Source organism: Geobacter sp. (assembly GCF_030834625.1).
Classification (GTDB): domain Bacteria; phylum Desulfobacterota; class Desulfuromonadia; order Geobacterales; family Geobacteraceae; genus Geobacter.
The window spans coordinates 44,033-65,281 of record NZ_JAUQXO010000027.1 but is presented as its reverse complement, the minus strand read 5'-3'; the positions used below and the strand labels follow the sequence as shown (position 1 = coordinate 65,281).

At 63.4% G+C, this 21,249-nt stretch carries 17 protein-coding genes; 7 read left to right on the top strand and 10 right to left on the bottom strand.

The window, feature by feature from the left end:
• Window positions 1–44: 44 nt before the first annotated feature.
• A complete protein-coding gene (locus tag RCH91_RS07175) occupies window positions 45–917 on the top strand; it encodes a diacylglycerol kinase family protein (protein ID WP_306533940.1) in 873 nt (290 codons plus the stop codon).
• Here the strand turns inward: RCH91_RS07175 and RCH91_RS07170 are convergent.
• From RCH91_RS07170 to RCH91_RS07145, 6 genes are all read right to left on the bottom strand, one after another.
• Entirely contained in the window at window positions 880–1,986 is a 1,107-nt protein-coding gene (locus RCH91_RS07170; RefSeq protein ID WP_306533939.1) for a TIGR04283 family arsenosugar biosynthesis glycosyltransferase, read from the bottom strand. The genes RCH91_RS07175 and RCH91_RS07170 overlap by 38 nt on opposite strands.
• Before the next feature lie 126 nt (window positions 1,987–2,112).
• Window positions 2,113–3,051, bottom strand: coding sequence for a chemotaxis protein (locus RCH91_RS07165; protein ID WP_306533938.1), 939 nt, complete (start codon window positions 3,049–3,051; stop codon window positions 2,113–2,115).
• 78 nt (window positions 3,052–3,129) lie between these two features.
• On the bottom strand, window positions 3,130–5,148 hold the full coding sequence (locus tag RCH91_RS07160; RefSeq protein WP_306533937.1) for a molybdopterin oxidoreductase family protein: 2,019 nt from the start codon (window positions 5,146–5,148) through the stop codon (window positions 3,130–3,132).
• A gap of 235 nt (window positions 5,149–5,383) precedes the next feature.
• Window positions 5,384–6,922 (bottom strand): ATP-binding protein, encoded by a 1,539-nt coding sequence (locus RCH91_RS07155; protein ID WP_306533936.1) that lies wholly within the window; start codon window positions 6,920–6,922, stop codon window positions 5,384–5,386.
• A 7-nt stretch (window positions 6,923–6,929) separates the two neighbouring features.
• Entirely contained in the window at window positions 6,930–7,793 is an 864-nt protein-coding gene (locus RCH91_RS07150; RefSeq protein ID WP_306533935.1) for an ABC transporter substrate-binding protein, read from the bottom strand.
• Window positions 7,794–7,813: 20 nt separating this feature from the next.
• Window positions 7,814–9,727: a TonB-dependent receptor gene (locus tag RCH91_RS07145; RefSeq protein ID WP_306533934.1), complete on the bottom strand. Its 1,914-nt coding sequence runs from the start codon at window positions 9,725–9,727 to the stop codon at window positions 7,814–7,816.
• Window positions 9,728–10,369: 642 nt separating this feature from the next.
• Between RCH91_RS07145 and gptM the strand changes: the two genes are divergently transcribed.
• A complete protein-coding gene (gptM, locus tag RCH91_RS07140; RefSeq protein ID WP_306533933.1) occupies window positions 10,370–11,746 on the top strand; it encodes a geopeptide radical SAM maturase in 1,377 nt (458 codons plus the stop codon).
• 12 nt (window positions 11,747–11,758) lie between these two features.
• Here the strand turns inward: gptM and RCH91_RS07135 are convergent, their stop codons facing one another.
• Window positions 11,759–12,853: a phosphotransacetylase family protein gene (locus RCH91_RS07135; RefSeq protein ID WP_306533932.1), complete on the bottom strand. Its 1,095-nt coding sequence runs from the start codon at window positions 12,851–12,853 to the stop codon at window positions 11,759–11,761.
• A gap of 142 nt (window positions 12,854–12,995) precedes the next feature.
• Between RCH91_RS07135 and RCH91_RS07130 the strand changes: the two genes are divergently transcribed.
• The 3 genes from RCH91_RS07130 to RCH91_RS07120 are packed head-to-tail and all read left to right on the top strand — an operon-like array spanning window position 12,996 to window position 15,449.
• Window positions 12,996–13,550: a chromate transporter gene (locus tag RCH91_RS07130; RefSeq protein ID WP_306533931.1), complete on the top strand. Its 555-nt coding sequence runs from the start codon at window positions 12,996–12,998 to the stop codon at window positions 13,548–13,550.
• Window positions 13,550–14,074, top strand: coding sequence for a chromate transporter (locus RCH91_RS07125; protein ID WP_306533930.1), 525 nt, complete (start codon window positions 13,550–13,552; stop codon window positions 14,072–14,074). Before RCH91_RS07130 ends, RCH91_RS07125 begins: the two co-directional genes overlap by 1 nt.
• Window positions 14,075–14,123: 49 nt before the next feature.
• A complete protein-coding gene (locus tag RCH91_RS07120) occupies window positions 14,124–15,449 on the top strand; it encodes a radical SAM protein (RefSeq protein WP_306533929.1) in 1,326 nt (441 codons plus the stop codon).
• Window positions 15,450–15,529: 80 nt separating this feature from the next.
• Here the strand turns inward: RCH91_RS07120 and RCH91_RS07115 are convergent, their stop codons facing one another.
• The 3 genes from RCH91_RS07115 to ligA form a co-directional block, all read right to left on the bottom strand.
• The gene (locus RCH91_RS07115) at window positions 15,530–16,261 is read right to left on the bottom strand and encodes a PEP-CTERM sorting domain-containing protein (RefSeq protein WP_306533928.1); all 732 of its coding nucleotides are present in this window, start codon (window positions 16,259–16,261) and stop codon (window positions 15,530–15,532) included.
• A 306-nt stretch (window positions 16,262–16,567) separates the two neighbouring features.
• Window positions 16,568–16,843 (bottom strand): acylphosphatase, encoded by a 276-nt coding sequence (locus RCH91_RS07110; protein ID WP_306533927.1) that lies wholly within the window; start codon window positions 16,841–16,843, stop codon window positions 16,568–16,570.
• Window positions 16,843–18,855, bottom strand: coding sequence for an NAD-dependent DNA ligase LigA (gene ligA / locus RCH91_RS07105; RefSeq protein WP_306533926.1), 2,013 nt, complete (start codon window positions 18,853–18,855; stop codon window positions 16,843–16,845). Before ligA ends, RCH91_RS07110 begins: the two co-directional genes overlap by 1 nt.
• Window positions 18,856–19,091: 236 nt before the next feature.
• On the opposite strand from ligA, the gene RCH91_RS07100 reads away from it, so the two are divergent.
• Both RCH91_RS07100 and RCH91_RS07095 read left to right on the top strand, forming a co-directional pair.
• Window positions 19,092–20,282 carry an OmpA family protein gene (locus RCH91_RS07100; RefSeq protein ID WP_306533925.1) on the top strand — a complete coding sequence of 397 codons (1,191 nt, stop codon included), beginning with the start codon at window positions 19,092–19,094 and terminating at the stop codon, window positions 20,280–20,282.
• 84 nt (window positions 20,283–20,366) lie between these two features.
• The gene (locus tag RCH91_RS07095; protein WP_306533924.1) at window positions 20,367–21,221 is read left to right on the top strand and encodes a neutral zinc metallopeptidase; all 855 of its coding nucleotides are present in this window, start codon (window positions 20,367–20,369) and stop codon (window positions 21,219–21,221) included.
• Window positions 21,222–21,249: the final 28 nt, after the last annotated feature.

The following is a 21,249-nucleotide window of genomic DNA, read 5'->3' as shown; positions in this document are numbered from 1 at the left end:
GGTGCTATACTGCCGCGAAACGCCATTCCCCAAGGAGTTTCCCCGTGTCCTCTTCATGCACCCTCATCATCAATCCCACGTCGGGAAGCTATTCCGAGGCCCTGGTCACGCGGGTGACCGCTCTCCTCGCTGCGGGGGGATTTGTATCTACGGTATTCCTCACCGGCGGACCCGACGATGCCGCCGCCTTTGCCGCCCGTGCCTGTGCCATGGAGGAGAACCCCTTCATCGTGGCGGGGGGAGGGGACGGGACCATGAACGGGGTGCTCAACGGACTCGTGCCGGGTAAGGCGACCCTGGCCTTTCTTCCCTTGGGCACCGCCAACGTCTGTGCCCGTGAGTTGGGCATCGGCTCCATCGACGAGGCGGTGCGGCGGATCGTCCGTCGGGAGACCCGCCCCCTGTCGGTGGGGGTCCTGAAGGGGTTCGGGGTGAGCCGCCGCTTCTTCCTCATGGCCGGCGTCGGTTTTGACGGCTTCGTGGTGGAGGGGGTGCTCGGCCGGGAGAAGAAGCGCTTCGGCAAGGGGGCCTACCTCCTCTCGGCCCTGCGGACCCTTTCCACCTGGGATGAACGGTCCATGGAGGTGGAGGTGCGGGGAGAGCGCCGGTCCTGCCACAGCGTCATCGTCTGCAACGCCGCGCGCTATGGCGGGAGCTTCGTCCTGGCTCCCGGTGCGAGCCTCTTCGAGCCCGGTTTCCGGGTGGTCTGCGTCGAGGGGGCGAGGCGGCGCGACTACCTCCGGCTTGCCCTGAAGGTGGCTGCCGGGCGGGGGGCCGCCGGCGCAGGGGTCACGATTTTCGAGGCCGATGCCCTGACCATCGGCGGCAATAAACCGGTTCAGGTGGATGGCGACTTCATCTGCCACGCTCCGGTCACGATCAATACAATTGCGGATTTTGCGCGTCTGGTGGTGTGAGAGGCTCGCGGGAGAGCGACAGCCGGAACCAGAGCCAGACCAGGAGTGCCGTTGCCCGGTGGCCGGCCCCGTTGTCGGTGAGCCGGTCGAAGAGTCGGTCGTGGATGTTCAGGAGTGGCGTCGCCCCCTCGCCAACGGGGGTTCCGTTGCGGAAGTGGCGTAGTACATCGAGGAAGAGGGGGATCTGCCAGGCGTTGGCCCGCACGTAGCGCCCCGTTTCGCGCCAGAGCCGGAGCCGCTCCCGGCGGGGGAGGGGACGGAGCAGGGCGGCGATGAGGCGGAGAACCGGCCCGAGGAGGAGGCGACCGGCCCGGTCCTGGCTTTGGTAGAGGCGGGGGAGTTCGGCCAGGAAGGGATCCCAGCCGATGGCCGCGAAATTCATGAGGAGGGCGTTCAGGGTCTGGCGCTCCCGCAACCCCTCTGTCTCGAACCGGCGGGCCGAGGTGGCAATCTCCGCCGGCAGAAGCACCCATCGGCCCCCGTCAGCGATCCGGCCGGCCAGGCGCACGTCCTCCAGGATCGGGTACGATTCGTCGAAGGGGCCAACCTCGGTGAAAAATCGCCGACCCAGGAGGAACCCCTGGTCGCCGTGGGTGCATCCCGGCCGGTGAAGCCGGGCCTTCCATTCGTAGAAATAGTAGGGGAGGGAGGGGCCGGGGGCGCCGCGGTCGAAGCGGAGCCGGAAGTGCCCGGCGATTCGGTCGTTTCCCCCCGTGGCAACCGCCTGCGTGAAGGCGTCCAGGGCGGTCCGCAGGGCCAGGGGGTCGGGAAAGATGCTGTCGGCGTGGAGGAAGAGAAGAGTGTCGCTTGAGGCCGCCGCGGCTCCTGCATTCAACTGCCGTCCCCGTCCCCGTCCAGTTTCGATAACCTTCGCCGGGAACGGGGCTGCACCGGCCAGTATCCGGGCGCGCTCTGCCGTCCCGTCCGTGGAGCCGCCGTCGGCCATGACCAGCTCCAACTGAACCTCCCGCTGTGCCGAGAGCATGGCGAAGAGGCGTTCGAGCCCGCCGGCCTCGTTCAGGGTCGGGACGACGAGGGAGAGTTCGGGATGGTCCGGTTCGTAGTGCATGGCACCCGGCATACTACCTTAGCCCGCGAAGAATGAGAACGTCATTTCTCCGTGCACGCGGGCCCCGAAACGCAAAAAGCCGCCCCTTCGACCGGGGCGGCTTTTCTAATCGGCAGGTGACCGCTTTCAGTTCATGATGCCATCCGCGATCTTCACCAGGTTCGGGAGATCCGGCTTGGTGACGATATCCAGGGCACCCAGGTCTTGCCACTTCCGTCGGTTGTCCTCGGTGGCCAGGGACGAGAAGATCAGCACCGGCAGATCCTTGAGCACATCGTCCTTCTTCACGAGGGAGGTGAGGTGGAGGCCGTCCATCTTCGGCATCTCCACGTCGGTGATGAGGAGGTCGAGCTCTCTTCTGAGGGGGGTTCCGGCGGCCTGGCAGCGGGAGAGCTTGGCGTTGAGCATATTCCACGCCTCTTCGCCGTTTTCCGCCTCCTCCACGTTGTAGCCGGCGGCCCTCAGTGATGAGCAGATGCTGTTGCGGATGAAGGTTGAGTCATCCGCCACGAGGATACGGTGCTGGCTCCGGTCGAGGATTGCCCCTTCCAGGAGTTGGTCGTGCCCGATTTCGTGGAGGATGTCAGTGCAGCAGATTTCGCCCACGATCTTCTCGAAGTCCAGAACCAGGATGATCCGGTCCTCCATTTTCACCATGCCGGTCACGTAGGCCGACTCGATGGCCCGCACCGGCGGCTCCACCTGCTCCCACGAGATGCGGTAGATTCGGGAAACCCCGCTCACCAGCACGCCGATCATCATCCGGTTGAATTCCAGAACAATGACCCGATCCGGGGCGAGGCAGTTCATGCTCTTGCCGAGGGTGGTGGCAAGATCCACCACCGTGATGACCTTGTCCCGCAGCTTCATCATCCCCGCGATGGCGGGATGGGCGTTGGGAACCTTCCACATCTGGGGCTTGCGGAGGATCTCCCGAACCTTTGCCACGTTGACGCCGAAGTAGGAGGGAACCGCCTCCCCCTTTTCGTCGTATTCATTGAGCATGAACTCCACGATCTCAAGTTCGTTGGTGCCGCTTTCCAGCAGGATCTTGTGGTCGGCCATCGGGTCATTCCCCTTGTCGCTGAAGTCTGCCTTCCGATCGAAGGCCTGATACTCGTATCGGCGACGGCGGAGAAAACTTTAGTGTTTCACTTTTCTTATCTCGATTCTCGTATCGTAAAACGTGCTCCCGTTCCCCCGGTCCGTGAGGCGCTGGCTGGTGAGGGCGTTCACTGTCCGATCCCCGGGGGCGTGCACGGACCACCAGACCCCTTCTGCCACTGCCACGCCGGGGGGAACCCGGTCGGTGGCCGCCAGGATGAAGGTGACCTCCCCCAGCCCATTGAAGGCGATAACGTGCTCGCCGTCGGCAATCCCCCGGGCTTCGGCCTCCGTCGTGTTCACCAAGAGGCGCATCCCCCCCTGCTTTTTCCGCAGTTCATCCTGCTCGTAGAAGGAGGCGTTAAGGGCATAGGGAGTCGGAGCGGTCATGAGCATGAGGGGGAGTTCCCCTTGTTCCTCATGGGTGGGGAGGTACCGGGGCAGCGGCTCCGGGTCCCGGGGATTGAGGATCTCCACCTTCCCCGACGGGGTCCGGAAGGTGCGGGGGGGGTCTTGGGCCAGGGGAAGCTCCACCCCCTTTCCTTCGTTGAAACGGGCCAGGTCGATCCCCTCCCGCATGGGGGTGGGAATGGCCAGGAGCCCCTCGATCATCTCCTCGGCGCTCTGACGGAAGTAGGGCTCGTCGAACCCCATGGCCTCGGCCAGGAGCGCAAAGGTGTCCCAGTTGGACTTGCTCTCCCCCACCGGTGGGATGGCTGGCCATGCCCTCTGGATGCAGTAGGTGCCGTAGGCTCGGTAGACATCACCCGTCTCCAGGGACGAGCAGGCAGGCAGCACCACGTCGGCCCAGCGGGCCGTGTCGGTCATGAACCGCTCGTGGACCACGGTGAAGAGGTCGTCGCGGGCAAGTCCCCTGAGGATTGCATTCTGGTCCGGGGTCACGGCGGCGGGGTTTGCGTGGTAGACGTAGAGGGACATCACCGGCGGGTCGGCCAGTTCCGTCAGGGCGTGGCCCAGGCGGTTCATGTTCACGAGCCGGGTGGGGCGCGCCCTGAAGTCCTCCCGGGTCACCTCCGCCATGGCAAAGGCGTGGCCGGTGCTCGTGGAGGCCAGGAGTCCTCCCCCCCGCTTCCCGTAGGCCCCCACCAGGGCCGGCAGCGCGCAGATGGTGCGGACTGTCATGGCGCCGTTGCCGTAGCGGGAAAGTCCGCTCCCGAGCCGGATGAAGGGTGCCCGGGCCCGGGCGTAGAGCCGCGCCAGCTCCTCGATGACGGCGGGGGGAATGCCGGTGATGGTGCTCACCCGCTCCGGCGTGTAATCGGGAAGAACCTGCTCCGCCAGCTCCGTGAACCCTTGGACCCGCTGCGCCACGAATTCCCGGTCAACGAGCCCCTCCCGGGCCATGACGTGCATCATCCCCAGGGCCAGGGCTCCGTCGCTCCCCGGCCTCGGGAGGATGACCCGGTCCGCCGCCGCTGCGGTGGGGGTCTCGTAGGTGTCGATCAGCCAGACCGTGGCGCCCCAATTCTTCGCCTCCCGCACCCCGTGGAGGAAGTGGATGTTGGTGGCCGCCGCGTTGATTCCCCAGAGGATCACGAGATCGCTCCCGGCCACCTCGTCAGGGTGGGGGGCTGGCGTGTCCCCCATGATCGCCCGCCATCCCGCCTCCTTGGCCGGCGCGCAGATGGTCCTGTCCAGCCGCGACGCTCCCATGCGGTGGAAGAATGCGTGGCCGCAGTTGCGGTGCACGAGCCCCATGGTTCCGGCGTAGGAGTAGGGGAGGATCGCCTCGGCACCGTGGCTGGCGATGATCTCCCGCCAGCGGGCCGCGATGACGGCAACCGCCTCGTCCCAGGTGGCGGGGCGGAACTCCCCCTTCCCTTTGGGGCCGGTGCGGATGAGGGGGGTCGTGAGCCGAAGGGGCGAGTGGACCGTCTTCTCGTAGTGGAGCATCTTGGGGCAGAGGGTGCCCCGGGAGAATGGGTGCTCAGGGTCTCCGGAAACGCGCACGGCCCGGCCGTTCTCCACCTCCACCAGGAGGCCGCAGGTGTCGGGGCAGTCGTAGGGGCATACGGAACGCTTGATTTCGGTGGGCATGGGAACCTCCAGGATGCGCAATGCCTGAAAACGACACTATGAATAACACAGAGCAACAGAGCAATAGAGAGATCAGGATGTTATCCAGGTTTCTACCTGACCTGACGGGGCGCTAAAAAATGTTAGAAAAGGAGTTTACCTCAGATTTTGCTCTGTTGCCCTGTGGGTCAGATTTTTTTTTCGGGGGGAGGGGATAATGTACTTCCACCGGAAGTGGCGGAGAAGGACGGGGCTTTCAGGAGGGGAGGGTGAAATAGCAGGTTGTTCCGGCCCCCGGCGTGCTTTCGAGCCAGATGCGTCCCCCGTGGCGTTCGATGATCCGGTGGACGATGGCGAGTCCCACGCCGGTTCCGGGGAACTCGCCGTGCGAGTGGAGCCGCTCGAAGGGCTTGAACAGTTTGTCGGCGTAGGCCATGTCGAAACCGGCTCCGTTGTCGCGCAGGAAGTAGACGGTCTCCCCCTCCCGCTCGACCCTGCCGAACTCGATCCGCGCCTCTGCCGTGCGCGAGGTGAACTTCCAGGCGTTTCCCACCAGGTTTTCCATCGCCGTGAACAGAAGCTCGGTGTCGCCGCAGACGGCCATGGCCGGTTCAACTGCCACCATTACGTCCCGGAGGGGGTCGGCCTCCCGCAGTGTAGCAACGGTGGCCCGCACAACGGCGCTCAGATCGATCTCCCGCCGGGTCATCTCGCGACGCTGGATATTGAAGAGGGTCGACATGGCCGAAATCACCCGCTCCATCTGCTTGCCCACCGTCGCAATGCGCCTGAAGTACCCGCGGGTTTCCTCATCGAGCCGCTCGCCGCAGTCCTCCTTCAGGGCCTTGCAGAGGCCGTTCAGGCGCAGCAGCGGCGCCCGCAGGTCATGGGCGGCCGAATAGCTGAACGACTCCAGCTCCCGGTTGGCCTCCTCCAGCTGGATGGTCCGCGCAGAAACCTTTTCCTCCAGCCGGGCGTTCAGATCCCGGAGCTGCCGCTCCGCTTCGTCCCGCTCCTCACTCCGCTGCCGGAGGGTGTCCGTCATGGTGTTGAAGGAGGCAGTGAGGGAGCCGATTTCGTCCTCCGATTCCACGGGAATGCTCACGTCCTTCTCCCCTGACTCGATGGCCTTGACCCCTTCTGCCAGGTGGGTGAGGGGACGGGTTATGCCGCGGATGACCAGGTAGACCAGTCCCGTTCCCAGGGCCAGGAACGCCAGTGCCGCAAAGGTCGCCGTGACGGTGAGGCGGCGTACGTGGGCGTGGATCTTCTCCTCATCCATCACGATCCGTACGGTGCCGAGGAGCTGGCCGGTCTGCTCCGGCTGCTCCGCCGGAGAGAAGTAGAGATCTGATTCGCTTCCTTTACCCTGGAGCGCGAAAACCGGTTCTGAAAACTCCATCGCCAGACGGCTGCGGGGTACCGCACCGCTCTTCGACGACCGCGTCAGGTGGGCCACCGGCCGGCCATCCCGGTCGGCAATGGTCACTTCCACCACGTCGGGGACCGTCAGCACCCCTGCGGCCAGATCGGCCAACTGGTCGCGGTTGCCGGCAAAGAGGCCCGGGCGGACGTTGTGGGCAAGGAGGCGGGTCAGGAGTTGCCCCTCGGTGGCGAGTTTTTCGTGGAGTATCGTGTGCTGGTTGGAGAGGAAGAAAATGATGAAGGCTGCCGAGAGGATGACGATCACGGTGGCCGTGACGGCAAAGAGCTTGGCGCGGAAGCTCCCGCGGATACCCCGTGGCGGGGTAGTCCGCGCTGGCTGGGAAGAATCGCTGGGGGAGGTCGCTTCCATGGGGGGCTTACTCCTTGAGGGTGACGCCCAGGTGGCGCGCCACGGACGGGTTCACCTTCAGGTGCGTCTTGGCGGGATGTTCGGGCTGCAGCGATTCGGGTGGCGCGCCGTCCAGGATGCGGCGGGCCATGCGGCCGGCCTGACGGCCCATGTCGGCGGGGTCCACCTCGAAGGCGGCAACGGCCCCCTGTTGCAGGTATTTGGCGGCAAAGGCCACCACCGGCACCCGGTTTTCCTGGGAGAAGAGGGCGAAGGCTTCCACGGTGTCGCGGGTCACCACCGTCGGGTCGGGGAGCATCCAGAGGACATCCACCTTCCCCTTGAGGGAGGAGAGTTCGCGAACCGTTTCGCGGGGGTCGTCGGCCTTGCGGACCACCAGGGTGATGCCGAGCCGCTCCGCCGCCTCGCGGGCCTCCCTCACCAGGGCGCCGGTCCTGGCCGGGTTGTGGATGATCCCCACCCGCTTGCCCCCAAGTTCCTTGGCGAAGAAGGAAAGGTAGCGCTCCGCCGGCACGTGCATCTCGACGCCGGTGACGTTGCGTCCCGTGGCGCCGGTGGCTTCGGGGGTGGCCACCATCACGTAGATCACCGGAATCTCGCGGATCTCCCGCACCCGCACCAAGGCGTCGCGGCCCACGGCCAGCACCAGGCGGGGGCGGGCCTCCCGCACGGCCCGGGCCACGTCGGCGCCGCGCATGTCGGAGAGCACGAACCGCTCCACGGAACGCACGCCGGCCGTTCCCTCGAAGCCGCGGAGTGCGGCCTCGAAAGGTGCCATGCGCTCGCCCTGCACCACTACGACTTCCGCGGCGAAAGCCGGGAAGCTCCAGAGGAGCAGTACAGCGAGTATGTGGAGGATGCGTGCGGTCATTGGTTCCTAAATAACGTTCGTTACCACTTGATGCGGAGACCGCCTTCGAACCAGCGGTCGGGGTTGCTGTACACTTCTGCCCAGTATTGCTTGCTGTTAAACAGGTTGTGGCCGGTGAAGAAGACTTCTGCTTCAGCATTCCGGCCTTTGTAGGCTTTCCATCCAAGGTTGAGATCCCAGATGAAGTTATTGTCTTGGGCCTTGTAAATGGGACTAGCATTCCACTTGATGTAGTGACCGGTAAGTGCTCCACGGAAAGTGCGGTCATCGTAGTGGAGCCCAAGGTCCACGGTGTGGCGGGCTTCGTCCTTGATTCCCGTGTTGAGAGTGCGATTCTCCCCGTTGATAAAGACGTAGCCGGCGGTGAGCCAGGTGTTATAGATCGGCACGGTGCGGGTTTCGATCTCGAACCCTTCGCGCAGCTGTTTTTCGAGCGTGCCGCTGAAAGTGGGAATATTCGATGTTGCGTTGCGGAACCAGGTTCCCTTGATCCAAAGGCCTGGAATTTCTGTGGTTTCCAGCCCTGCCTGAACCGTCCATCCCTTTTCCTGGGCGAACCATTGAGGGGCGAGACAGGGGAGGCTGTAACCTCTGGCGATGTAGCTCCGCAGTAAAGTTTTGTTGGTGAGATTCAACGTTACCCCGAGGCTGGGGCTGAAATGGTCGCCGGTCCGACTGGTAAGGTCATACCTGAAGGCCGGGGTGATGGTTAAGCGTTCCCAAGCGATGGTGTCATTGAGGAAGAAACCCCAACGGTCATTGGTGGCAAAAATTTTCTGGTCAAAGTCGGGGAAGAGAGGGTAAAGGACGTCGGTGTCGGTCTTGCCATGGTCGAAATCTATCCCGCCGGTAACGGTATGAACCCCTTGGCGCCAGGTGAGTTGAAGCGCACCTCCTGTCGTATTCTCGTCGGTTTCGATTCGTTCCAGAGGGTCGCCCTTGCTGAACGTGGGATCAATACCCAGGAAATCCCTTCTCTTGTTATAGTCGTAACGGGTTGTCTTGAGGAGGGAGTTGAGAGTCAGACGGTCGGTCAGGCTGTAGTCCAGGGCAAGGGCTGCGTAGAAGTGGCTCGTTTTGAAGTTGTCGGAAGAATCAGTAAGATCAAGATCACCTTCACCAATGACTGAGTTCCGATAGTTGAGGGCCAGGCGGACATTGCCCCGCTCAGGGATATCCCAACGGAGTTTTGTGTAGAGGTTGTTGTTTTCGGTGGCGTTATTAGCCCTGAAACCATTGCTACGCTGGTTTGCTCCCGAGAAGTAGTAGCCAAGGTTGCCCACTGTGCCGGTCAATTCTCCACGGCTGTCTCGGGTCCCGTTCTCGCCGCCGCTGAAGGAAGCGCTGCCGCTGGGTGGTGACGCTTTGCGCGGTTCCTTGGTGATTACGCTGACTACTCCACCCAAGGCTGAACCCCAAGACGAGGAGGCGGGGCTTTTGACGATCTCAACCCGCTCGATGTTTTGAACCGGAATCTGCCCAACGAGGGGGTAGTTGTTGAGGAGATCATTGACCGGAACCCCGTCGATCATGACAAGGATATGGTTGGTAAGGGAGCCTTGCAGAGCAAAGACGGCACCTGAGCCGGGCGCGCCGCGGAGGTCCAGCTGGACACCGGGGACCGTGTTGAGAACGTCGGCCAGTGTGTGGGCGTTCATCGCCTCGATCTGCTCGGCGGTGACGACGGTAATGGACTCGGCGCTCCGGGAGAGGGGTTTGGGAGAGCGGGTGGCGGTGGAGACGTTCAGGTCCTGGGGGTCGTAGTAGAGTTCCAGCAGTTCACGATCGCTATCAGTATCGGCGTGAGCTGTGTATGGGGTTGTCAGGGTGGATAGAGCACTTAGGAAAAAGAGCCCCAGCAGCAACGACGAAAAGCGCCGGAATAAACTTCCGACGCGTGTTTCCGCAGTGATGAAGGGGTTCGGGGTTGGCATGTGGTTTGCTTTAATGAGAATGAAGGATTACGATAAGCGATATGGCTTATAGCAGATAAATTGTGTAGTTGTCTATTGTTTTAACCGCTCAGGGACCGAGCCGTATGGATGAAAAGGAGGTGAGGTTGATGAGCCATATAAAGGATGAGGTGACGGTTCTTGACGCCGGGAGCCCGACGCCCCCCGAGGGGCCGAACGCATGTTGCAAGGTAGGCCCTACGTCGCTAGCCGTTCAGCCCGAAGAGTAGCAGGGAGGACTGGGGAGGGGGGCTTTGCCCCCCGGCCCCCACGTACTTTCTTTGGGCGGCCAAAGAAAGTACGCAAAGAAAACCGCCCCCGATGCCTTGGCCGCTGGCGCGGCTTCCCTCGCTCCGTCGGACGCTGCGGCGGGAGCCGGAACTCGCTTCGCTCAGACAGCCGGCCCCCTTCTCCCGCTGCGTCCTTACTCACTCGGCTGCGGCAAAGGGGGGAAAGGCGCACGGCAACCCCCAACTTCCTTTCCCCCTCCCTTGACGGGAGGGGGCAGGGGGTGGGTGAAGCTGCCAGAATAGGTCAACTTCCCCCCCACCCTGACCCTCCCCCGCCAGGGGGGAGGGAACTCATTCCGGACTTATCTCACTGCTTCCCCACCCCGGAGCCCCCATGATCCTCTCCCGCTACGTCACCTCCTACCTCTGCCCGAATTCCCCCGACCATCTCCTCCTCTTCGCCTGCCGCACCGGCGCGGTGGTTCGGGTGCCGCAGAGCACCCTCGAAGCGGCGCGGAGCGGCACCCTTTCCCAGTCGGCGGCGGAGGTGCTGGAAAAGCACGGATTCCTCACCCTCGACCGCGCCACGGAGCGGGAAGAGATGCTCGGCTGGTTCGACCGGATCAATGCCCGACGCCGCCGCGCCGGGATCGTGGCGGTCATGACCCGCCGCTGCAACCTGGCCTGCCCCTACTGCTTCGAAGGTGGGCAGGTGCCGGGGGCGGACATGGGCGAGGAGACCGCCGGCCTCCTGGTGGCGATGATCGAGCGGGAATACCTTGCGAAGGGGTGGCGGGTGGACCTGGATTTCTACGGCGGCGAGCCGCTGCTCCGCCCGGACCTGATCCGGCGTATCGCCGCGCCGCTGAAGGCGGCCGGGGGCGATCTCTTCCACGGCCATCTCGTCAGCAATGGAACCCTCTTGAACCGGAAGGTGATGACGGAGTTGGCGGATCTGGGGATCGAATCGGTGAAGGTGACCCTGGACGGCCCGCCCCGCGTCCACGACCGCTACCGCCCCTACGGCGGCGGTGTCGGCAGCTTCTATGACATCCTGCGGGGGATGGGGGAGGTGGCGGATCTGGTGACGGTGCACGTGGGAGGGAACTTCACCCAAGAGACCTGGCGGGAGTACCCCGCGCTCCTGGATCTGCTTCTTGCCGAAGGGCTCACCCCCGACCGGCTCGGCACGGTGCGGTTCACCCCGGCTGTTGGCGGGAAGGGGGGAAAGGCGCTCTCCCATTTTGCCGAGGGGTGCGCCACCTGCGATGAGCCGTGGCTGGCCGAGGCGGAGCTGACACTGCGGGATGAGCTTGTGAAGCGGGGTTTCCGGGTGCCGAAGCCCGGCCCCTTTTCCTGTATGATCGAACTGGCAAGCGATCTGGCCGTGGACGCCGACGGCACCTGCTACAAATGTCCTGCGTTCATGGGGCACGAAGGGTATGCCGTGGGAGACCTGCGCGACGGCCTGACCGGCATTGCCCCCGCTTACGGGCGCGATGTCTGGAAGGAGGAATGCCTCGAATGCGCCTACCTCCCCTTGTGCTTCGGCGGCTGCCGCTACATGAAACTGGCTGAGGTGGGGGCTGTCGGTGCCGTGTCGTGCCAGCGGGAGTATCTGGACGCCACCCTTGAGGCGATGGTGCGCGGGAAGTTCGTTCTTCGGCAGGCGGCGCAGGTCAACTACCCCTCACCCGCCCTTCGGGCACCCTCTCCCCCGGGGAGAGGGGTTACGGTCTCCCCTCGCCCTGAGGGAGAGGGGCAGGGGTGAGGGGGATTCTCCCTACGAAAGCAACCTGTCCAGTTCGTCGAAGTCCAGCACCTCTTCCGCCTGGGCCTTGACGAGATCGATCTTCTGGGTGTCTTCGGCGCCGATCTTGGAGACGTGGTACCTCATGGCGGAGAAGACGTCGGCGGTGGTCTCGTGGATGCGGATGTAGGGGATCAAGCTGTCGTCGAGGATCTTCTGGGTGATGGCCGAGACCGGCGTGTGGCCGGGGATGACGAGGCCGGCGATCTTTTCCCGGTAGGCCGGTATGTTGTAGAGGGACGAGAGGGTGACGAGGAGTTCGTCCCGGGAGCTGGTGACCAGGAGAAGGGAGGACTCTTCGAGGCCGTCGATGACCTTCTGGGATGAGGCGGCCCCCAGCTGCATGTGGTGGACGATCCGGGTCCCCTGGCTCTGGTCGCCCCTGAGGGGGTGGGCCAGGAGCCGCGCAATGTGGTTGAGGGTGGGGTTGGCGAGAATCGGCGACCAGTTGAAGGCGCCAATGACGCGGATCTGGTGGGGCGTGAAGGCCCGCTGGAGGTAGGAGAGGGAGGTTTCCCGCTTTTCGGGGATGAGCTTGTTGACCAGAAGCATCCGCAGGTCGGCCCCCTCCATCCGGTACAGGGGGAGGTTCAGCTGGACCGAGTCGATGACGTTGCCGATGCCGCCGCCGGATACCATGATGACCGGTGCGTCGACCAGCTTGGCCACCTTGGCGTTGTTCATGCCGATGACCGACCCGACCCCGCCATGGCCCGCCCCTTCGATGATGAGAAAGTCGTTTTTCCGCTCCAGTTCCCGCACCGCCTCGCTGATCCGCTCCGCCGGCCAGAGGGGCGGGATCTCGCCGTCGATGAATTTCTTGGTGGAGCCGCGGCCCAGGACCACCGGCGACATCTGGGAGATGTCCTCCTCCAGCCCGAAGATGCGCGCCATGAGGGCCGCGTCCTTGTCGACGGTTATGCCGTTGAATACCTGGCACTTGGGGCCGATGGCCTTGATGAAGCCGACCCTGCCGTATTTCTTTCGGGCCAGGTGCATCAGCGAGAGGCTGATGGTGGTCTTGCCCGAGTTCATGCCCGTGGCTGCGATGAAGACTTTCCTGCTCATGGTGATTGCCTGTACCTCTGACCGCTGAGATTCCTCTCCAAACAACCAAGTATAATTTTACCAGATTATCAGATGCAAGCATGTATACCGTATGGACCTTTTCCCTTGCCCGCCCCGGATGCCCCTTGCTATAAGAACTTCCATGGAGACAACAAGAAAGCGGGTGTCACTCGGGGAGATTTTCCGCACGTTCCTTCTCATCGGCATTACCGGTTTCGGCGGGGGGATGGCGGTGGTGGCGCTGGTGGAGCGGGTCTGCGTCCGCGAGAAGGAGTGGGTGAACAACGAGGAGTTCATGCACGGCCTCGCCTTCGGCCAGTTCCTGGGCCCCTTCTCCCTCAACGCCTGCACCTTCGTGGGATGCACCCTCCGGGGCAGGATCGGGGGGATCGTGGCGGCGGCGGGCTTTATCCTCCCGTCGTTTCTCATTGTCTCGTTCCTCGCCTTCCTCTATTTCCGCTTCCACCAACTCCCCGAGCTCCAGGCGGCCCTGCGGGGGACCAACCCGGTCATCATTGCCCTGATCCTGGTGGCAGCTCTCGGCATGGGGCGGAAGATCCGGGGGGCGGAGCGGTGGGGTATCGCCCTCCTCGCCTTCGCGCTCGCAGCGTTCTTCAAGATGAATGCCCTCGTGCTCCTGGTCTTGACCGCCCTCTGGTCCCTGGGGCGGGCCCAGTTTCGGCGAGGGCACCGCTGATGGGGCCCCTCGTCACCATTGCCTGGACGTTTCTCAAGATCGGCCTGGTCTTCGTGGGGGGAGGGTACGTTCTCATACCGCTCCTGCACCGGATCATGGTGGACCAGTACCACTGGCTCACCATGAAGGAGTTCCTGGACGGCCTGGCTCTCTCCCAGCTCACCCCCGGCCCCCTGGCGATTCTCGCCACCTTCGTGGGCTACCGGGCAGGGGGTTTTGCCGGCGCCCTGGCGGGAACCGTATGTATCTTCCTGCCGTGCACCGCGCTCATGATCTTCCTCACGCGGCGCTACGAAAGGCTGCGGAATATCCGCCTCATCCGCGAGGTGCTGGACGGGGTCGTGCCGGCCGTGGTGGGGCTCGTGGCCGCCGCCGGCTGGAAGATGGGGAGCACCTCCCTCGTTTCGCTCCGGGATCTTGCCCTTTTCGCAGCCGGCTTCGGTATCCTCCAGTTCACAAAGGTGAGCCCCCTGTTTGTCATTCTCGGCGCCGGTGCCTTGGGGTATTTCCTTCATTTTTCATGAAATTTTTGGCTGGTTGGCAACGGTCAGCCGTCCGTGATAAGGTAACGCCATGAAACGCAAAACCCTTCCTAAACTCCTCTACGCCGACGCGCAGGGGAACATTTTTGACCATCCCACCCTCTGCATGGCCGGCATGAGCGGCCCCGAGGCGGTCCTCCCCGAGTCGGTGGAGCTGATCCCGCTCCCCGAGGGGAGCCGGCTCTTCACCATTCCCGATACCCCGCCGGTGGCCTGGGACGAGCAGCAGCGCAAATTCGTGACCGTGGCCACGGTCCGTGAGGGGCGGCGGACGGTGCCGGTGCAGGCGGTGTCGGCCTTCATGGCGCCGGGGTATGTGCGGACGCTGCTCCCGGCCTGCGATTACGGCAAAAAGAAGGTACACCTGCCGCTCTGGTCCTACACCGCCGTGGGGTGGGACGAGGAGCGGGACTGCTTCGTGGTGGCCGCCTCCCGGGTGGACACCAACGACAACTGGAACCCGAACAACTACGATGACCGCAAGCTGGACCCCCTGGTGCGGCAGCGGCTGGCGGAGATGCCCACGAACCGCCTCCTGGAGCAGCTTGCCCGCTGCGCCGTGGATTACCACTGCTTTGCCGCCAAGAACCTCTTCTTCCGCCGCTGGGAGGCGCCGCTCCCCACCTCACCGGCGTGCAACTCCCGGTGTCTCGGGTGCATCAGCCTTCAGCCCTCGGACTGCTGTCCCTCCAACCACGAGCGGATCGGCTTCGTCCCCACGCCGGAGGAGATCGTGGAACTGGCCCTGCCGCACCTGCTGGAGGCGCCGGAGCCCATTGTCTCCTACGGGCAGGGGTGCGAGGGGGACCCCATCATGCAGGCCGATACCGTGGCCGAGGCGACCCGGCGGCTGAAGAGTGCCACCAGCCGGGGGACGGTGAACTTCAACTCCAACGGTTCCTTCCCCGACCGGGTCGCCCTGCTCTGCGACGCCGGCATGGACTCCATGCGCTTTTCCATGAACTCGGTGCGGGAGGAGTTCTACGACAAATACTACCGGCCGATGGGGTACCGCTTCGCCGACGTGAAGGAGTCGGTGCGGTTGGCGAAGGAGCGGGGTCTCTTCGTGATGATCAACTACCTGGTGTCGCCGGGGCTCTCGGACAACGCCGACGAGGTGGAGGCGCTCGTCCGGTTCATCGCCGACACCGGCGTCGACATGATCCAGATGCGGAACCTCTCCATCGATCCTGACTTTTACAACAAGCGGATGGGGGTGGCGGGTCGGGGGATCGGCATGTATCGGATGCTGGAGAGGGTGAAGCGGGAGTTTCCGCGGATCCAGTACGGCTACTACAACCGGACCCGGGAGAATTTCTATCCCGAGGGGTTGGATAAGAGCTGGCCCATCCGCTGACGCTGTGTTCGGGCGCAACGAAAAAGAGGCTTCCCGGAACAGGAAGCCTCTTTTTTTTGTGTGTTGAATGGTGGTTCGGATCAGTTTTTCTTTCTGCGCCGGGCGGCGATACCCATGCCGGCGAGTCCCAGCCCCAGAAGGGCCATGGTGGAGGGCTCGGGGGTGGGGACCGGAGTCTGGTCTGCAGCTGCAGTGGCGGCCGGCTCGAACTCCGCAGTGAGGGTGCCGGATTTGTATATGAGATCCCCCTCGGTTCCCGTCAGAGAGAAGGCGATATTGGACAGATCCAGCAGGAGAGCTATGTCGAGGGTTTGGGAAAGTTCAAATTCCCCGCTGTAGCCCTTCTCCCCGCTCCTCTCGATCGTCGTGTACTTGACCTTGTTTTTGCCGTCGCCGACGAAATAGAACGAGCTGTCTTTGTCTTGAAGGGACTCGGAGTACGTGGTCTGGCCGGTGATGGCGGCTACGCCGATGGAAAGGGAGACCCCTTCCGCCGGATTGCTGGTCCAGGTGTCGATGTTGCGAACTTGGTTCCCGTTGCCATTGTCCTGGTTTTCCCACTCTCCCGTGATGGTCTGTTGGCTCAGGAGGTCGGCATTGTCCTGAAACAGGAATGTGGCAAGGGCGCTGGTGAGCACAAAATTTCCGCCTGACGGCAGCGTGGAGGCAAGATTGAACGACCCGTTCAGCGTGCTTCCGGCAGCGAGATAGGCGTTGTCGGCCAGGTTGTCGTTCACCGTGATGGTCAGTGCGGAAGCGTTGGATGCCGACAGGCAGGCGGCGAGTGCGAGCAGTGAAAGTGTCTTTTTCATGATTTTTCCCCAAGATGAATAGAAGCAATGCAGTGACGGCAGCGCATCGTTGTGAAACGGACTGTAGGCTTTGTAGCAAGCAACGTGCCGCCATTTGGCAGAATTGTCAATCGGGGGCCTGTGGGAGGGTAAGATCATAAAATCAGATGCAGTCGTAGAAAATTGGTTTTTCAGTTCAATGGGGCGGGTGAGAAGGTTCTGTGAAAAAACCGGACTTTTTTGTAAGAAATTCCGATGATTCTGTAGTTTTTTCCGACAGTCAAATGGCGATTCATCGTAACGGGCTGAATTTCTTGAAAATCATTGTCAGTAGCGCACGTCGAAACTGTCAAATTCTCCCCTGAAGGGCTCCCGTTCGACGATGACCCGGTCGACCCGGGCCCGGGAGGGGCCGTGATAGCACCACTCCACGAGGGCCTGTACGTTCGGCTCGTCCCCCTCGAAGCATCCCTGCACGTCACCGTCGGGGAGGTTTTTCACCCAGCCGGTCACCTTGAGCTGGTTCCCCTTGAGTACCGTGTGATGGCGGAATGCGACCCCCTGCACGAGCCCCTTGACGGTGACGATGGCGCGAATCTTCATTACTCTCCCTCCAGCATCTTCAGAAATTCATCCTCCGTAAGGACCGGAATCCCCAGGTCCCGCGCTTTGGCGAGCTTGCTCCCCGCCTCGGCCCCGGCCACCACGTAGTCGGTCTTCTTCGATACCGACCCTGCTGCGTGCCCCCCCTCGTTCTCCGCCATCTTCTGGGCCTCGCTCCGGCTGAAGCGGGTGAGCGCGCCGGTGAAAACGAAGGTCTTGCCGGTGAACCTCCCCCCCACCTTCTTCTCTTCCACCGTCGGTTTCACACCGGCCGCCACCATCCGCCGGATGGTCTCCCGGTTCCCCTCGTTGTGGAAAAAGGTGGTGATACTCCGGGCCACCTGGGGGCCGATCTCGCGGATGGAGAGGAGTTCCGCCTCCGTGGCCCGGGCAAGGTTGTCGATGCTCCCGAAGGCCGTGGCCAGGAGCTTTGCCGTGTGCTCCCCCACGTGGCGGATGCCCAGGGCGAAGATGAAGCGGGAGAGTTCCCGTTTCTTGCTGGCCTCGATGGCGTTCAGGAGGTTTTCCGCCAGCTTGTCCCCCATCCGGTCGAACCGCATGAAGTCGTCCCTGGTGAGGGTGTAGAGGTCGGCCACGTTCTGCACGAGCCCCAACCGCAGGAGCTGTTCGATATACTTCTCGCCGAGGCCGTCGATGTCCATGGCGTTGCGGGAGGCGAAGTGGATGATGGACTCCCGGATCTGGGCCGGGCAGGAGAGCCCCATGCAGCGGACGGCCACTTCGCCGGGGATCTTCACCACCTCGGAGCCGCATTCGGGGCAGGCGGAAGGGATCGGCAGGAACCGTTCATCCCCCGAGCGCTTTTCGGTGAGGACCCGCACCACCGCCGGGATCACGTCGCCGGCCCGCTCGATGATCACCGTGTCGCCGATCCGGATGTCTTTCCGCTCCATCTCTTCCCAGTTGTGGAGGGTTGCCCGGGAGACGGTGACGCCGGAGACCTCCACCGGCTGCAGGTGGGCCGTGGGGGTGATGACCCCGGTTCGCCCCACCGAGGGGATGATGTCTTCGATGACCGTTACAGCCTGGCGTGGCGGGAACTTAACCGCCACGGCCCACCGGGGGGAGCGGCTCTTCTCCCCCAGTTCCCGCTGGAGGGGGAAGGAGTCCACCTTCACCACTACACCGTCGATTTCGTAGGGGAGGGTGTCGCGCTGTTCGGTCATCTCCCGGTAGAAGGCGAGGATCCCCGCGACCCCCGTCACCCGTCGGGCCAGGGGAGTCACCGGCAGCCCCCATTGTCGGACGGTGTCGAGAAATTCCGTCTGGGTGGCGAAGTCGGTGCCCCGCACCTCGCCGGGGGCGTAGCAGAAGATGGCCAGGGGACGCCTGGCGGCAATTCGGGGGTCCAACTGGCGGATGGAGCCCGCCGCCGCGTTGCGCGGGTTGGCGAAGGGGAGCTCCCCCTCCTCCTCCCGCTGGGCGTTCAGCCGCTGGAACGCAGCCAGGGGGAGAAATACCTCCCCCCGCACCTCCAGAAGCTCCGGCGGGGTCTCCCCTTTCAGCCGGAGCGGAATGCTCTTCACGGTTTTCAGGTTCTGGGTGACGTTCTCCCCCACGAAGCCGTCACCCCGGGTGGATCCCACGGTCAGGATGCCGTTTTCGTAGACCAGTTCCACGGCCAGGCCGTCCATTTTCGGCTCGCAGACGTAGGCGATCTCCTCTGCGGCCGGGAGTCCCAGAAAGCGCTTCACCCGGTCGTCGAACTCGGCGATGTCGCTGTCGGTGAAGGCGTTCTCCAGCGAAAGCATGGGGATCCGGTGGGTCACCTGCTCGAATTTGTCCAGGGGCGCTCCTCCCACCCGCCGGGTGGGGGAATCCGAGGTGACCAGCTCGGGGAATTCCCTCTCGAGCTTAGCCAGTTCGCGATAAAGGGTATCATATTCCGCGTCGGTGATCTCGGGACGGTCGAGGACGTAGTAGAGGTGATCGTGGCGCCTGATCTCGGCGCGAAGCTCGGCAATGCGCCGCTCGGCGACTTGGTTGCTCATGAAAATCTCCGTGGTTCGGTGATAGGTGAGCTTATAGCATAGCAGGGGTGTCCTGGCAATTTGTCGGGGAGGTTTACAACAGGCACACAGGCACTTTTGGCCGCCGGAGGGTCGGGGCACAAGGGTGCGACGTTTTGCTAACTCAGCGAGGGGATTGAATGTTGCGTTAAATATGATTTAATTTGAGCTGTCGGATACGGCACGAATAGCGGATTACCACGTCAAAGGAGGCAGTCATGGCGACGAACCTGTTGGAGCAGCTTGGTAGGATGTTTACCGGTGATATTGTTGGGCAGATCGGTCAGTTCCTCGGGGAGGGAACGCCGGCCGTCCAGAAGGCGGTGCCGGCTGCCCTCTCGGCCCTTGTGGGAGCAGTGGCGTCAAAGGGGGCGTCCATGGGCGGGGCCACGCAGATTCTCGATCTCGTCCGCTCGGGCGGGTTCGGGGAGGAAACCCTCACGGGGATGGCTGCGTCGCTGGCGGGGGGTGCCGAAACCAAGGGGCTCCTGGAGCGGGGCACCAGTCTGGTTGGGTCGATCCTCGGCGACAAGGCCGGTGGTGTGGCGGACTGGCTCTCATCCCTGAGCGGTCTGGGGAAGGGGAATTCCCAGTCGCTGCTCGCTCTCCTGGCCCCCTTCGTCATGGGGATGATCGGCAAGCAGGTCAAGGAGAAGGGGCTGGGAGCAGGGGGGCTCATGGGGGTCCTGGCCGGCCAGGGGACGTTCCTGCAGCAGGCTGCCCCGGCGGGGCTGGCCGGCGTGCTCGGCCTCTCCAGCTTTTCCGGCATTGGCGGAGGCGCTGCTCCGAGCGCGCTCTTCACCGGTCCCCTGTCCAAGATCGTCTGGATTCTGGCGGGCCTCGCCGCCGCCTTCCTCCTCTACTTCCTGCCTCAGCAATGCTCCAAGAAAGTGGTAACAATGCCTTCGGCACCGGTGGAGATGCCAGCCGTCAAGATGGATCCGATCCTTGGGGCCTTCGGTGATTTCAAGCTTCCCAACGGCGTCACCCTGAACATCCCCGAGTTCGGCATCGAGCGAAAGCTCCTCGCCTTTATCCAGGATGCGGGCAGGCCTGTCGACAAGACCACCTGGTTCACCTTCGACCGGCTGCAGTTCGAGACCGGCAGCGCTGTGCTGAAGCCTTCTTCCCAGGAACAGCTCACCAATATCGCTGAGATACTCAAGGCGTTCCCCCAGGTTGCCATAAAGATCGGAGGCTATACCGACAACGTGGGAGATCCCCAGGCGAACCTGAAGCTCTCCCGGGACCGGGCAAACAACACCATGCAGGAACTGGTGAAGCTCGGTATCGATCCCTCCCGCCTCGAGTCCGAGGGGTATGGGGAGGAGCATCCGGTTGCCGATAACGCCACCGTGGAGGGGCGGCAGCAGAACAGAAGGATCGATGTTCGGGTGACCAAGAAATAGTGGAACGGGGCGCGGGTGGCTGATTCAGGGTTGCCTGCGCCCCTCCCCCATTCAACCGTAAATTTGTGACAGGAGTGGTTCACCATGCGCTGGAGTGACGGACGAAGAAGCGACAACGTTGAAGACCGCCGCGGCATGTCGACTGGCCGGAAGATGGTGGGAGGGGGGATCGGCACGATCATCCTTGCCTTGGTGGCCATGTACTTCGGCATCGACCCCTCGGTGATCCTGCAGCAGGGGGGCGCACCTCTCACGGCGCCGACGCAATCGGAGCAGGCCGGCAAGCCCCCTGCCGATGACGAGCTTGGCCAGTTCGTCTCGGTCGTCCTTGCCGACACCGAGGATACCTGGCACGAGATCTTTAAAAAGAACGGCAAGAGCTACCAGGAGCCGAAGCTGGTCCTTTTCTCCGGCGCAGTGGAGTCGGCCTGCGGTTATGCCCAGGCCGCCATGGGCCCCTTTTACTGCCCCATGGACCAGAAGGTCTACATCGACCTCAGCTTCTACCGTGACCTGAAGGAGCGCCACAATGCCCCCGGGGACTTTGCCCAGGCATACGTCATTGCCCACGAAGTCGGCCACCACGTCCAGTCGCTTCTCGGCATCTCCGAAAAGGTTCAAACTATGCAGAGACGGGCCGGAAAGGCCGAGGCGAACCAGCTTTCGGTGCGGCTCGAGCTTCAGGCCGACTGTCTGGCAGGCATCTGGGCCCACCACGCCAACCGGAGCCGGCAGGTCCTCGAAACCGGCGATGTGGAGGAAGCGCTCCAGGCGGCAACCAGCATCGGCGACGACCGCCTCCAGCAGCAGGCCCAGGGGTATGTCGTTCCCGAAAGCTTCACCCACGGCAGCTCCGATCAGCGGGTCAGCTGGTTCAAAACCGGCTTCGATAACGGCAGTTTCGGGGCGTGCAATACCTTCGGGGCGGGGGCGTTGTAGATCACCTTAGTTCCATGTTCGGCGGGAT

What these genes read in the sequence shown, in the direction of transcription:
- RCH91_RS07120 (WP_306533929.1), top strand. Translation starts at nt 14,124, where the DNA reads ATGAAACGCAAAACCCTTCCTAAACTCCTCTACGCCGACGCGCAGGGG.
- RCH91_RS07150 (WP_306533935.1), bottom strand. Translation starts at nt 7,793, where the DNA reads ATGACCGCACGCATCCTCCACATACTCGCTGTACTGCTCCTCTGGAGC.
- RCH91_RS07170 (WP_306533939.1), bottom strand. Translation starts at nt 1,986, where the DNA reads ATGCACTACGAACCGGACCATCCCGAACTCTCCCTCGTCGTCCCGACC.
- RCH91_RS07110 (WP_306533927.1), bottom strand. Translation starts at nt 16,843, where the DNA reads ATGAAGATTCGCGCCATCGTCACCGTCAAGGGGCTCGTGCAGGGGGTC.
- ligA (WP_306533926.1), bottom strand. Translation starts at nt 18,855, where the DNA reads ATGAGCAACCAAGTCGCCGAGCGGCGCATTGCCGAGCTTCGCGCCGAG.
- RCH91_RS07160 (WP_306533937.1), bottom strand. Translation starts at nt 5,148, where the DNA reads ATGCCCACCGAAATCAAGCGTTCCGTATGCCCCTACGACTGCCCCGAC.
- RCH91_RS07165 (WP_306533938.1), bottom strand. Translation starts at nt 3,051, where the DNA reads ATGGCCGACCACAAGATCCTGCTGGAAAGCGGCACCAACGAACTTGAG.
- RCH91_RS07130 (WP_306533931.1), top strand. Translation starts at nt 12,996, where the DNA reads ATGGAGACAACAAGAAAGCGGGTGTCACTCGGGGAGATTTTCCGCACG.
- RCH91_RS07115 (WP_306533928.1), bottom strand. Translation starts at nt 16,261, where the DNA reads ATGAAAAAGACACTTTCACTGCTCGCACTCGCCGCCTGCCTGTCGGCA.
- RCH91_RS07155 (WP_306533936.1), bottom strand. Translation starts at nt 6,922, where the DNA reads ATGGAAGCGACCTCCCCCAGCGATTCTTCCCAGCCAGCGCGGACTACC.
- RCH91_RS07125 (WP_306533930.1), top strand. Translation starts at nt 13,550, where the DNA reads ATGGGGCCCCTCGTCACCATTGCCTGGACGTTTCTCAAGATCGGCCTG.
- RCH91_RS07145 (WP_306533934.1), bottom strand. Translation starts at nt 9,727, where the DNA reads ATGCCAACCCCGAACCCCTTCATCACTGCGGAAACACGCGTCGGAAGT.
- RCH91_RS07095 (WP_306533924.1), top strand. Translation starts at nt 20,367, where the DNA reads ATGCGCTGGAGTGACGGACGAAGAAGCGACAACGTTGAAGACCGCCGC.
- gptM (WP_306533933.1), top strand. Translation starts at nt 10,370, where the DNA reads ATGATCCTCTCCCGCTACGTCACCTCCTACCTCTGCCCGAATTCCCCC.
- RCH91_RS07100 (WP_306533925.1), top strand. Translation starts at nt 19,092, where the DNA reads ATGGCGACGAACCTGTTGGAGCAGCTTGGTAGGATGTTTACCGGTGAT.
- RCH91_RS07135 (WP_306533932.1), bottom strand. Translation starts at nt 12,853, where the DNA reads ATGAGCAGGAAAGTCTTCATCGCAGCCACGGGCATGAACTCGGGCAAG.